Origin of the sequence: Neisseria sp. HMSC03D10 (genome assembly GCF_001807625.1) — a bacterium.
Taxonomy (GTDB): Bacteria; Pseudomonadota; Gammaproteobacteria; order Burkholderiales; family Neisseriaceae; genus Neisseria; species Neisseria mucosa.
Window position 1 is genome coordinate 9,675 of record NZ_KV789601.1, and the last position, 12,275, is coordinate 21,949.

The window sequence follows — 12,275 nt, forward strand, 5'->3', positions numbered from 1 at the left end:
CCGTACTGGTTTAAAGTTAATCCACTATATTAAAGAGGGGGTTGTAGAAAGGCACATCAGCCTTTAAGAATGAATGAAGATTAACCATCAAGCCTTCACCATGCCGGATTACAGTCCACGCAACCTACTCCCCCAAGCAGGTAATCTTGCCAACCTTTTCTCCGTCCGGTTCGATTTCTGCTACATGATCTCCATATTTATCATCCCAAAAGAAACGCCCGTTTTTCTCATACCAAGGTTCGCCCAGTACATACCAAGCCTTGTCCAAACTGTCACCGGGGCGGATGGTTTCGCATGTCGCTCTACTCTTAAACGCACTCAACATACACGCATCATGTTGACGGCAATCGGGATTCATGCACCTGCCCTTGTCGTCATTCCAATTGCGATCCATTAATTTACAGGCTATCAAATTATAGTCATAAGCATAAAACCCGTATCCTGTCATCAACAGCGCAGCAATACCTAAGCTTTGTAAACGCGGCGTTAATTTCATATTTACTTCTCCCAAGATAAAAAGGTCGTCTGAAACGCCCTAACCTTCACGATAATCACACACCCAGCGGTCGGTTTTCTCTGAAAGCGTCTCAAGATAGGCGGCAAGGGTATCGTATTGTGCCGCAGCGCTGTCCAAGCGGTTGATGTCCCGGCGTGTCTGCTCGCCGTCGGGCATTTCGTCGATGTACCAGCCTATGTGTTTGCGGGCGATGCGCACGCCGGCGACTTCGCCATAAAACGCGTGCATGGCGCGGATGTGGTTCAAAATGGTGGCGTTGCATTCTGCCAAGCTCAAGGCAGGCGGCAAAACGCCGTGTTCGGCATAATGTTTCAAATCGCGGAAGAGCCACGGCCTGCCTTGTGCGCCGCGCCCTATCATGATACCGTCGGCGGCGGTTTGTTTGAGGACGGCGGCGGCTTTTTGCGGCGAAGTGATGTCGCCGTTGACCCAGACGGGGATGTTCAGACGACCTTTGGTCTCGGCAATCAGATCATAAGCCGCTTCGCCTTTATACATTTGCGTGCGTGTGCGTCCGTGGACGGCAAGGGCGGCAATGCCGCAATCTTCGGCGATACGGGCGATGGCAGGCAGGTTCTTGTGGTCGTCGTGCCAGCCCAAACGGGTTTTGAGGGTAACGGGAACGTCCACCGCGCGGACGACGGCTTCGAGAATGGCGGCAACCAGCGGCTCGTTTTGCATCAGCGCGCTGCCGGCTTGAACATTGCAGACTTTTTTGGCGGGACAGCCCATGTTGATGTCGATAACCTGCGCCCCGAGGCTGACGTTGTAACGCGCGGCATCCGCCATCTGCTGCGGATCACTGCCGGCAATCTGGACGGCAACGATGCCGCCCTCATCGGCAAAATCGCTGCGGCGCAGGGTCTTTCTGGTATTTCTAAGCGTCGGGTCGCTGGTCAGCATTTCGCACACCGCCCAACCTGCGCCAAAATCTCGGCAAAGTCGGCGGAACGGTTTGTCCGTAATGCCCGCCATCGGGGCGAGTGCAATGGGATTGTCGATAATGTAGCCGCCGATGCGCATGGTCAAACCGCCGTATGGAAAGGGCTGCCATTGTACAATTTTTAAGCAGGGTTTCCAATGGGATTTACTTTGGAAACAGGTAAAACAAAGGGCGCAATCATGCGCCCTGCGGGTGTGTTTAAGGTTTCAGACGACCTTTTCGCCGTCTTGCGGACGGTTCAGATTAACAAGGTCATAAAGAGGTACACAGCCGTCTGTATCAGTGCAACGATAGGCAGGATGATTTTTGCCAGCAGCCCTGTGAACATCAATATTAGGACAATCCACATTCCGTAAGGTTCGATTTTGCGAAACTGCATGGACTGTTTGGCAGACAGGAAAGTATCGATAAAGATGCCGCCGTCCCAAGGCAGGATGGGAATCAGGCTGAAAGCGACCCAAATCGCGTTCACGATAACGCCGTATTGCGCCATTCGGACCAACGGTTCCTGATAGGATTCGGGCGCGTAAACGGCAAAGGCGGCGACAAAGCCCCAGAAGAACGCCAAAATCAGATTGGCAATCGGACCGGAAATAGAAACCCAACGCCAAGCGCGGCGCGGATCGCGGAAATTGCGCGGGTCGATGGGCATCGGGCGCGCCCAACCAAAAACGAACGGAGTCAGCAGCAGGCTGATTATGGGGACGACGATCGTACCTACCGGATCGATATGCGGCAGGGGGTTGAGCGTCAGCCGCCCGTATTGTTGGGCGGTACTGTCGCCCCAACGGAGGGCGGTATAACCACGCGCGACTTCGCGTATGGTCAGGGCAAGGAGGACGGGCGGAATCGCGAGCAGGACAGTGCCCAAGTCAAAGTTTTGAAACATGGTTTTCCTTTGAAAGGTCGTCTGAAAACGACGGTGTATGTGCGGATGGCCGATTTATCGGAAACAGGAAGATTTCTGCCTCATTCAATATGTTCTTTTTTTTCGGGTTTTCAACCCCTCCCCGGTCTTCATCATGCCGGGCAGGCTCTAATAACAGGATGTGCTCGCCGCAAGCAACCCGGATATATACACCTTCACACCGCCAACCCCGTTACCAACTGCTTGAACTCCGTCCACGCGTCGCCGTCTTCCGCGCCTTTGATGATGCGGTCGATTTTAGCGCAGGTTTTCAGCGCTTCGATCAGGCGGACGGCGGGAATGCGTTTGACGGCAATCGGCGCGAGGGTTTGTTTGTCGCCCCACAGGCGCAGGCTGTTGCGGACGGATTGTACGCTCTGTCCTTGTTTAAGCGCGGCGGTCAGGCGGATGAGGGTGCGGATGTCTTCGGCAACCGCCCACAGCAGCAAGACAGGCTCTTCGCCTTCTTCTTCGAGTCCGTCCAGAAGGCGGGCGACGCGCAGGGCATCGCCTTTCATCCATGCGCCGGAGAGTTGGAACACGTCGAAACGGGCGACGTTGGCGACGGCGGCTTCGGCATCGGCGATGTTAACGGTATGGTTTTGCGGGTGCAGCAGGGCGAGTTTGTCGATTTCTTGGCGGGCGGCGAGCAGGTTGCCTTCGACGCGTTCGGCAAACAGGGCGAGCGCGTCGGGTTCGATATTGAGTCCGACCTTGTTCAGACGACCCTTTATCCACTGCGGCAGGGCTTGCGCGCTAATGGCTTTGGCTTCGAGTACGGTGCCTTTGGCGGCGAGCGCGGTGAACCATTTTGCCTGCGTTTGGGCTTTTTCGAGCTTGGGCAGCAGAATCAGGGTAACGGTGTCTTCAGGCAGGCGTTCGGCGAAGGTTTGCAGCGCGTCGCCGCCGGTTTTGCCGGGCTTGCCGTTCGGAATGTGGATTTCCAAAAGTTTCAAGTCGGCAAAAAGCCCCGCGCTGCCTGCGCTTTGCAAAAGTTCGTCCCAGTCGGCGCCGTTGTCCGCCGTAAAGACTTCGCGGTTGAGGTAGCCTTGTTTTTTGGCGGCGGCGCGCAGGGTATCGAGGGTTTCGATGCGCAACAGGTCTTCTTCGCCGTGAATGATGTACAGCGGCGAAAGCGGCATATCCGCGTTGACCTGTTCGATATTCATGACCGCCATCAATACGCTTTCAAGAACGTCAGGTGGCGGACGATTTGGTCGGCGGCGTCGGCGCGCATTTCCGCCCAGATGGTTTCGCTTTCTTCCTGTTTGCCCAACACTTCGCTGTCGTTGTAGTCCATCGTGCGGTTGACGAGGACGGTAATCGGTTCGCCCACAGGCTCGCCGTTGCGCATGGCTTGGGCTTCGACGCGCAGCGTCAGCAGGTATTCGTTGACCAACGCGGCGCGGGTGATGGTGTAGATGTCCTGACGGGTTTCGATGCCCTTGATGTTCAAGGTCATTTGCGCTTCGGCGGCGGAAACGGGTTTGCCGTCAGCGCGGCGCAGGGCGTTTTCCAAAGCCTTCTGCATCACGGAGGCGTTTTGGATGTGCCAAGCGGGATACGGCAGCGTACGTGCGGTGCCGCCCATGCCTTTGAGGTGGAAGCCGCAGGCGGACAGAAGCAGCACGGCGGCGGTCATCAGGATTTTGTTCATTTCATTCTTTCTGTTGCGCGGGTATCGGGGAATTATAGCGGATAGTCGGTCGGTCGGGAAACGCGGCGGCGGAAGGGGATTTCAGACGACCCCTTGCCGTTTGTCGTTTGCCTGCCCGATGGGTACAATCCCAACGTCAGACAACAGGAGAAACATCATGCACCCCATCCGCGAACCCATCCGCAGCGGCCTGCTGCAAGTATCGGACATCCATCAAATCTACTGGGAAGAATCCGGTAATCCCGACGGACTGCCCGTCATCTTCCTGCACGGCGGCCCGGGCGCGGGCGCATCGCCTGCCTGCCGCGGCTTTTTCAATCCCGACGTGTTCCGCATCGTCATCATCGACCAGCGCGGCTGCGGCCGTTCGCTGCCTTACGCCTGCACCGACGACAACACGACTTGGGACTTGGTTGCCGACATCGAAAAAATCCGCGAAATGCTGGGTATCCAAAAATGGCTGGTGTTCGGCGGCTCGTGGGGCAGCACCTTGTCGCTGGCGTATGCCGAAACCCATCCCGAACGCGTTGCCGGACTCGTCTTGCGCGGGATATTCCTGTGCCGCCCGTCTGAAATGGCGTGGCTGGACGAAGCAGGCGGCGTCAGCCAGATTTATCCCGCGCAATGGCAGAAATTCCTCGCGCCCGTCGCCGAAGAAAAACGCGGCAGCCTGATTGCGGCGTATCACGAAATGCTGTTCGGCGAAGACGAAGCAGGTCGTCTGAAAGCGGCTAAGGCTTGGGCGGACTGGGAAAGCTACCTGATCCGCTTCGAGCCGCAAGACGTCGATGAAGACGCGTACCAATCGCTCGCCATCGCCCGCTTGGAAAACCATTATTTCGTCAACGAAGGCTGGCTGAAAGGCGACAAAGCGATTTTGGCGAACACGGACAAAATCCGACATATCCCGACCATCATCGTGCAAGGACGCTACGACTTATGCACCCCCATGCAAAGCGCGTGGGAACTGTCGCAGGCGCTCCCCGAAGCCGAACTGCGCGTGATTCAGGCGGGACACTCGTCGTTTGATCCGCCATTGGCGGCGGCGTTGGCGGAGGCGGTGGAAGATATGAGGGAACGCGCGGCGTGGTGATAATAAGGAATTGAAATCATAAAAGCACAACTTGCCGTTATTTCTGTCTAGATGGAAATAACGGCAAACAAACAATCCCGTTTTCTTTGACTTTGCGACAGGAAGATCCGCCTGCCGCCACCTTCCCACCAAATTCCGAAAATACTGTAAAATAGCGTTAATTACGAGATTCAAGGTCGTCTGAAAACCGACGCGGCAGGTTCTCCGAAACCAGCCTCCGTTTTTCAGACGACCTCCCACCCTTGATAAGGAACTACAACTTCATGGACAACCAAACCAAACTCCGCATCGGCGGCCTGCTCGTGCTGACCACCGCCGTTTTAAGCCTGATCATCGTCTTAATCGTCGATTCGTGGCCGCTTGCCATCCTGCTTGCCGTCATCATTGTCGCCGCAGCCGCCGGCGGCTTTGTCTGGACTTCGCGCCGCCAGCAGCGCCAGTTTCTCGAACGCCTGAAAAAATTCGACATCGACCCCGAAAAAGGCCGCATCAACGAAGCCAACCTGCGCCGTATGTACCACAGCGGCGGCCAGCACCAAAAAGACGCGATAACGTTGGTCTGCCTGTCGCAAAAATGTTCGGCCGATGAAGCGCACGCCATGTTCAAAAAACGCCCGACCCGTCAGGAAATGAACCAGATGGCAGCCCAGCAGGCGCGCGGACAAAAACGCCCCCACCGCTGATTCCTCCCACACAAAGGTCGTCTGAAAACGGATGCGGCGGTTTCGCCCAAACCAAACATTCCGTTTTTCAGACGACCTTTTTACCGAGCAGACCGTCATGACCGCCTTTCCCCCCGCCCCCGTCAAACGCCGCCTTGCCGCCCTGATGTACGAATTGCTGCTGACTGGCGCCGTGACCGCCATCGCCGCCATCCTTGCCGGCATCGCCGCGATTTTCCTCAACCCCGTCTCCCAGCTCCTTTCCAGCTTGGTTACCTGCGTTATCTTTGTAGGCAGCTGGTGGCTCTACTTCAAAACCAACTGGACGAAGACCGGCCGCACCCTCGCCATGCAGACGTGGAAAATCGGGCTGCACGGCAGAAACGGTACGCTGCCGCCATTGTCGCAACTGCGCATCCGCTTTATTTGGTCGTGTATCTTCGTCGTCTTCATCCCCCTGCTCGCCTACGCCGGCCTGCGCCACCTGCTCGCCATCCCGCCCATACCTGCCTTCGGTGCCGCCCTTATCTGGCTCATCCTGCCGTGGGGCTTTGCCCTGCTGAACCCCGACCGGCAGTTTTTATACGATTTCTTGGCGGGAACGCGATTGGTCGATTTAAAACAGGAAATATCCGAAAGCTGATTGTTTCGCTGTTGTTCAGCCACATAAAAAGGTCGTCTGAAACCTGTTTGGTTTTCAGACGACCTTTTTATTCATTTCAAAACAACCGCCGCATCAGATGCGCATCGGCATAACGATGTATTTGAAGTTCGGGTTGTTCGGCACGGTAAACAAGGTCGAGCGGTTGGCATCGCCGAAGGCAAGCTGCATATCGTCGGAATGGATGTTGCGCAATACGTCCATCAGATAGCCGATGTTGAAGCCGACTTCGAGTTCGCCGCCTTGATAGGCGATTTCGAGTTCTTCGCGTGCTTCTTCCTGCTCGTTGTTGCTGCACACGACGCTCAAGAGGCCGGGTTGCAGGAACAGGCGCGCGCCGCGGAATTTTTCGTTGGCAAGGATGGCGGCTCGTTCAAGCGCACCCAAAAGTTGGGTACGGGAAACGAGGAAGATTTTGTCGTTGTCCAGCGGGATGACGCGGTTGAAGTCGGGGAATTTGCCGTCGATGACTTTGCTGACGATGGTCGTGCCGTTGCATTGGAAGCGTACTTGGTTGTTGAGCAGCTCGACGCTGATGGGTTCGGACGGATTGTTCAGCAGTTTGAAGAGTTCCAAAACGGTTTTGCGCGGCAGGATGACTTCGGTTTTGGGCAATTCGGCTTCGATTTGGCTGGCGGCGTAGGCAAGGCGGTGGCCGTCGGTGGCGACGAGGCGCAGTTGGTTGCCCTCAACCTGCATCAGCAAGCCGTTGAGGTAGTAGCGGATGTCTTGTACTGCCATGCTGTATTGGACTTGTGAAAGCATGGTTTTGAAAGTCTCCTGCGACAGGGAAAACGCGGCGCTGATGTCTTCGCCGACGCTCATCAGCGGGAAGTCTTCGGCAGGCAGGGTTTGCAAGGCGAAGCGTGATTTGCCTGCACGCAGAGTCAGACGGTTATCCGCCCAGTCGAGCGAAACGATGGCGCTGTCGGGCAAGGCGCGCAGGATGTCTTGGAATTTTTTGGCATTGGTAGTGATGCGGAAGTCGCCTGCCTGACTTTCCGGACCGGCCGTGTTGATTTGGATTTCCAAGTCGGTCGCCAAGAGTTTGGTTTGACCGTCTTTGCTTTCGAGCAGGACGTTGGAGAGGATGGGCAGGGTATGGCGGCGTTCGACGATACCGGTAACGGCTTGCAGCGGCTTGAGCAGACTGTCGCGGTCGGCTTGTAAAATCAGCATGGTCAATTCCTTTTGAATCGGTTATTTCGGGTGTTTTTGAATCGGGTTCGGCGGACGAGATGGTTGATTCGCCGCCGTTAAAATCAAAGTGTATTTGTGTTTTCAGACGACCTTTTAAGAGAGGGGTCGTCTGAAAGCCGGTTCTGACTCAGTTTTGAATCAGAATCAGGAGTTTTTCGTAATCTTGCGCCAACTCGGGATCTTCTTCGCGCAGTTTTGCTACGGCTTTCACGCCGTGCATGACGGTCGTGTGGTCGCGTCCACCGAAAGCGTCGCCGATGGACGGCAGGCTGAGGGTGGTTAGCTCTTTGGTCAGGCTCATGGCGACCTGACGCGGACGGGCAATGTTACGCGTGCGTTTTTTACCGAGTATATCGCTGATTTTAATGCGGTAATATTTGGCAGTCGCGTCGATAATGGTGTCGGCGGTAATGATTTTGTGTTTTTCGGCAATGATGTCCTGCAAAGCCGTACGCGCCAAATCCATGTCGATAACGGGACGGTTCATGAAGCGGCTGCTGGCGCTGACGCGGTTGAACGCGCCTTCCAGTTCGCGCACGTTGGAACGAATCAGGTTGGCAACAAACAATGCGGCTTCGTCTTCAATGCTGATGCCTGCCGCTTCTGCCTTTTTCTGCAAAATCGCCACGCGCATTTCCAGCTCGGGCGGCTCGAGTTCCAAAGTCAAACCCCATGAAAAACGCGATTTAAGGCGGTCGTCCATGCCTTCGATTTTGGCAGGCAACACGTCGCAAGTGAGGATGAGCTGTTTTTTCTCGTTATGGAAATGGTTGTACAGATAGAAGAATTCTTCCATCGTACGGTCTTTGCCTTTGATGAACTGGATGTCGTCGATAATCAGCAGATCGTATTGTTTGTATTGCTGCTTGAACACATCATAAGTATTGTTGCGCACCGCCTTCATAAAGCTGCGGATATAGTCGTCTGAATGCATATAGCGTACTTTGGCGTCAGGGCGGTTTTTCAGCAGTTCGTTGCCGATGGCCTGCACCAAGTGGGTTTTACCCAAACCCGTGCTGCCGTACAGGAAAAACGGGTTGTAGCCCTGCCCCGGATTCTCGGCAATGGCTTGGGCGGCGGCGGCGGCAAGGCGGTTGCCCTTACCTTCCACCAAGGTATCGAATGTGTAGTCGCGCGACAGATTGGTCTGTTCATAACGCGCTTCTTCCGCATCGCGCTGCGCTTCCGTTTTGGCTTTGGCAACGGCTTTGGATTCTGCGGGCGCGGCGGCAGGCTGCTTGTTTTCGTGCGGCAGGTTTTTCATGCGCTGCGCCAAAATATCCGCCGCCGTTTTCGCAACGGAGGGTCTGTCTAAGTTTTCAGACGACGTCTCGTCCGAAAAAGATTCTTGTGCGTCCGCTTTCGGCATTTCTTCCGTCAACGCGGCTTGTTCAGGCGCAACCGCCCCCGCATTTTCCGCCATTTCATAATGCTGCCCCACGCCCGCTTTAAACGCAAACGCCGCCTGCTGCGGAACCAATTCCGCACGCACCACTTCGATTTTGGCGGCAAACTGGCTTTTGAGCATATTGCAGGCAAACTGGTTTTTACCGTAAACCACCCACACGCCGTTTTCCTCGCCCACGGTCAAGGGCGCAATCCATTGCGCGAACTGCCCGGCAGGCAAAATATCGTGAAGTCGGCGGAGGCACTGCGGCCAAAATTCTGCTAGCGTCATGAATAAGCTCGAGTCGTGGAAATCGTTAGAAAGAAACGGAGAAAAACCGTCGGAAATTGCAGCCCTTGAAAATGCGGTTTCAGCCCGACGGGAAAAGTGTCGCAAATACCGCACAAACCCTATCCGCCAAACCGGACGCCGTCTGAAAATACAATGAAATTATTTTCGGAAAATCATCACGATAAATCCGCACCAACATTTTCAGACGACCTATCGCCCGACAAAGGGACAGGAAGTGCCGATTATACCCACTCCGCCAAACTTTATCCACAACCTGCCGGAAATTTTATCCACAAAGCGCCGCGCAAATCCGCAAACCGAATCACCCCGCGCGCCATATCCATTTACTCAACCGAGATTGACAAAAGATGAAAATTAGAGTGTAATTCACGGTTTATTTATCTACCGATTTTTTAGGAAACATCATGAAACGCACTTATCAACCTTCCGTTACCAAACGCAAACGTACCCACGGCTTCCTGGTCCGCTCCAAAACCCGCGGTGGCCGCGCAGTATTGGCAGCCCGTCGCGCCAAAGGCCGCAAACGCTTGGCAGTGTAATTTTGGACTACCGCTTCGGAAAGCAGTACCGCTTATTAAAAACGGATGATTTTTCATCCGTTTTTGCGTTCAAAAACCGGCGCAGCCGCGATTTGCTGCAAGTTTCCCAATCTGCCGACAACGGATTGAACCATCCGCGGCTCGGCTTGGTCGTCAGCAAAAAAACAGCGAAACGCGCGCATGAACGCAACTACATGAAGCGCGTCATCCGAGATTGGTTCAGACTGAACAAAAACAGCCTGCCGCCGCATGATTTCGTCGTACGCGTCCGCCTGGCATTCAACCGGCAAAACGTTGCCGAAGCCCGAAACCAATTGGCGCAACTCATGCGCAAACGCTGATGAATACCCTGTTGTCCAAATTCATCCTCGCGCTGATCCGTTTTTACCAATACGCCATCAGCCCGCTGATACCGCCGCGCTGCCGCTATACCCCGACCTGTTCGCAATATGCGGTCGAGGCAGTCAAAAAATACGGCGCATTCAAAGGCGGCTGGCTCGCCCTCAAACGCATCGCCCGCTGCCACCCTTTCGGCGGACACGGACACGACCCCGTCCCGTAATTCGAATCATTCGGATAACTTGATTTCCTTTAATTTCCCGTCGGTTTCTATATAATGCCGTCTGAAGCAGTTTTCATCTCCATTACATACCCGTCAATTCCAGGAATCTCTTATGGATTTTAAAAGATTTATAGCATTTTTTGCCATTTCGCTGGCAATCTATGCCGGCTGGGAACATTTCTTCCCCAGCCCCAAACCCAATCCGGCACAACAAGCCGCGCAGCAACAGCAGCAAACCGCCGCAACCGCTGCCGCTGAAGCCGCACTCGCCCCCGCAACGCCGATTACCGTAACGACCGACACGGTCAAAGCCGTCATCGACGAAAAAAGCGGCGACCTGCGTCAAATGACCCTGCTCAAATACAAAGCAAATGGCGACGAAAACAAACCCTTCACCCTGTTTAACGACAGCAAAGAATACACCTACGTTGCCCAGTCCGAGCTTTTGGACGCACAAGGCAACAACATCCTGAAAGGCGTCAACTTTACCGCTCCGCAAAAACAATACAGCCTCAACGGCGACAAAGTCGAAGTCCGCCTGAGCGCGCCTGAAACAAACGGACTGAAAATCGACAAAGTCTATACCTTTACCAAAGACAGCTACCTCGTCAACGTCCGTTTCGACATCACCAACACCAGCGGCAAGCCTGCCAACCTGAGCGCAGACTACCGCATCGTACGTGACCGCAGCGAACCCGAAGGTCAAGGCTACTTTACCCGCTCTTTCGTCGGCCCGGTGGTTTACACCCCTGAAGGCAAATTCCAAAAAGTCAACTTCTCCGACTTGGACGACGATGCCAAATCAGGCAAAAACGAAGCCGAATACGCCCGCAAAACCCAAACCGGCTGGCTCGGCATGATTGAACACCACTTCATGTCCACCTGGATCCTCCAGCCTAAAGGCGGACAAAGCGTTTGCGCCGCAGGCGACTGCCGTATCGACATCAAACGCCGCAACGACAACCTGTACAGCACCAGCGTCAGCGTTCCCCTTGCCGCCATCCAAAACGGCGCGAAATCCGAAGCCTCCATCAGCCTCTACGCCGGCCCGCAGACCACATCCGTCATCGCAAACATCGCCGACAACCTGCAACTGGCAAAAGACTACGGCAAAGTACACTGGTTCGCCTCCCCCCTCTTCTGGCTCCTGAACCAACTGCACAACATTATCGGCAACTGGGGCTGGGCAATCATCGTTTTGACCATTATCGTCAAAGCCGTACTCTACCCGCTGACCAACGCATCCTACCGCTCTATGGCAAAAATGCGCGCCGCCGCGCCCAAACTGCAAGCCATCAAAGAAAAATACGGCGACGACCGTATGGCGCAACAGCAAGCCATGATGCAGCTTTACAAAGACGAAAAAATCAACCCGCTGGGCGGCTGCCTGCCCATGCTGTTGCAAATCCCCGTCTTCATCGGCTTGTACTGGGCGTTGTTTGCCTCCGTAGAATTGCGTCAGGCACCTTGGCTGGGTTGGATTACCGACCTTAGCCGCTCCGACCCTTACTACATCCTGCCCGTAATTATGGCGGTAACCATGTTTGCCCAAACATTCCTCAACCCGCCGCCGACCGACCCGATGCAGGCAAAAATGATGAAAGTCATGCCGCTGGTTTTCTCAGCCATGTTCTTCTTCTTCCCTGCCGGTCTGGTATTGTACTGGGTAGTCAACAACCTCCTGACCATCGCCCAACAATGGCACATCAACCGCAGCATCGACAAACAACGCACCCAAGGCGAAGTTGTTTCCTAACAGCGGTTTGACATACTAAAAAAGGTCGTCTGAAAACTCGTGTTTCGAGTGAACTGCACCCCAAAAGTTGGACATCCCC

15 protein-coding genes are annotated in these 12,275 nt (G+C 54.9%); 8 read left to right on the forward strand and 7 right to left on the reverse strand.

Features of this window, described 5'->3' with window-relative positions:
- Window positions 1–124 precede the first annotated feature (124 nt).
- From HMPREF3066_RS10390 to HMPREF3066_RS10410, 5 genes are all read right to left on the reverse strand, one after another.
- Window positions 125–496, reverse strand: coding sequence for a hypothetical protein (locus HMPREF3066_RS10390; protein ID WP_003776673.1), 372 nt, complete (start codon window positions 494–496; stop codon window positions 125–127).
- A gap of 39 nt (window positions 497–535) precedes the next feature.
- A complete protein-coding gene (gene dusB, locus HMPREF3066_RS10395) occupies window positions 536–1,540 on the reverse strand; it encodes a tRNA dihydrouridine synthase DusB (protein ID WP_070442788.1) in 1,005 nt (334 codons plus the stop codon).
- Window positions 1,541–1,698: 158 nt separating this feature from the next.
- Window positions 1,699–2,349 (reverse strand): site-2 protease family protein, encoded by a 651-nt coding sequence (locus tag HMPREF3066_RS10400; protein WP_003741178.1) that lies wholly within the window; start codon window positions 2,347–2,349, stop codon window positions 1,699–1,701.
- Between the two features lie 194 nt (window positions 2,350–2,543).
- Window positions 2,544–3,545, reverse strand: a complete 1,002-nt coding sequence (gene holA / locus HMPREF3066_RS10405) for a DNA polymerase III subunit delta (protein ID WP_070442792.1) — start codon at window positions 3,543–3,545, stop codon at window positions 2,544–2,546.
- Complete coding sequence (locus HMPREF3066_RS10410; protein WP_070442795.1) at window positions 3,545–4,024, reverse strand: LPS-assembly lipoprotein LptE; 480 nt, start codon at window positions 4,022–4,024, stop codon at window positions 3,545–3,547. The genes holA and HMPREF3066_RS10410 overlap by 1 nt, the downstream gene beginning before the upstream one ends.
- A gap of 157 nt (window positions 4,025–4,181) precedes the next feature.
- On the opposite strand from HMPREF3066_RS10410, the gene pip reads away from it, so the two are divergent.
- The 3 genes from pip (at window position 4,182) to HMPREF3066_RS10425 (ending at window position 6,422) form a co-directional block, all read left to right on the forward strand.
- Window positions 4,182–5,117: a prolyl aminopeptidase gene (gene pip, locus HMPREF3066_RS10415; protein ID WP_070442798.1), complete on the forward strand. Its 936-nt coding sequence runs from the start codon at window positions 4,182–4,184 to the stop codon at window positions 5,115–5,117.
- Between the two features lie 263 nt (window positions 5,118–5,380).
- Window positions 5,381–5,800, forward strand: coding sequence for a hypothetical protein (locus HMPREF3066_RS10420; RefSeq protein WP_003767286.1), 420 nt, complete (start codon window positions 5,381–5,383; stop codon window positions 5,798–5,800).
- A 97-nt stretch (window positions 5,801–5,897) separates the two neighbouring features.
- A complete protein-coding gene (locus HMPREF3066_RS10425) occupies window positions 5,898–6,422 on the forward strand; it encodes an RDD family protein (RefSeq protein WP_070442807.1) in 525 nt (174 codons plus the stop codon).
- Between the two features lie 93 nt (window positions 6,423–6,515).
- Here the strand turns inward: HMPREF3066_RS10425 and dnaN are convergent, their stop codons facing one another.
- Window positions 6,516–7,619 carry a DNA polymerase III subunit beta gene (gene dnaN / locus HMPREF3066_RS10430; RefSeq protein WP_003758101.1) on the reverse strand — a complete coding sequence of 368 codons (1,104 nt, stop codon included), beginning with the start codon at window positions 7,617–7,619 and terminating at the stop codon, window positions 6,516–6,518.
- 148 nt (window positions 7,620–7,767) lie between these two features.
- Window positions 7,768–9,318, reverse strand: coding sequence for a chromosomal replication initiator protein DnaA (gene dnaA / locus HMPREF3066_RS10435; RefSeq protein ID WP_070442801.1), 1,551 nt, complete (start codon window positions 9,316–9,318; stop codon window positions 7,768–7,770).
- A gap of 153 nt (window positions 9,319–9,471) precedes the next feature.
- Between dnaA and HMPREF3066_RS12565 the strand changes: the two genes are divergently transcribed.
- The 5 genes from HMPREF3066_RS12565 to yidC all read left to right on the forward strand — a co-directional run bounded on the left by HMPREF3066_RS12565 (window position 9,472) and on the right by yidC (window position 12,196).
- Window positions 9,472–9,690 (forward strand): hypothetical protein, encoded by a 219-nt coding sequence (locus tag HMPREF3066_RS12565; RefSeq protein ID WP_321178937.1) that lies wholly within the window; start codon window positions 9,472–9,474, stop codon window positions 9,688–9,690.
- Window positions 9,691–9,743: 53 nt separating this feature from the next.
- A complete protein-coding gene (gene rpmH, locus HMPREF3066_RS10440; protein ID WP_002214728.1) occupies window positions 9,744–9,878 on the forward strand; it encodes a 50S ribosomal protein L34 in 135 nt (44 codons plus the stop codon).
- Window positions 9,879–9,880: 2 nt separating this feature from the next.
- Entirely contained in the window at window positions 9,881–10,219 is a 339-nt protein-coding gene (gene rnpA, locus HMPREF3066_RS10445; protein ID WP_049225447.1) for a ribonuclease P protein component, read from the forward strand.
- Window positions 10,219–10,440, forward strand: coding sequence for a membrane protein insertion efficiency factor YidD (gene yidD / locus HMPREF3066_RS10450; protein ID WP_003762642.1), 222 nt, complete (start codon window positions 10,219–10,221; stop codon window positions 10,438–10,440). Before rnpA ends, yidD begins: the two co-directional genes overlap by 1 nt.
- A 112-nt stretch (window positions 10,441–10,552) precedes the next feature.
- Complete coding sequence (yidC, locus tag HMPREF3066_RS10455; protein WP_070442804.1) at window positions 10,553–12,196, forward strand: membrane protein insertase YidC; 1,644 nt, start codon at window positions 10,553–10,555, stop codon at window positions 12,194–12,196.
- The last annotated feature ends 79 nt before the right edge of the window (window positions 12,197–12,275 follow it).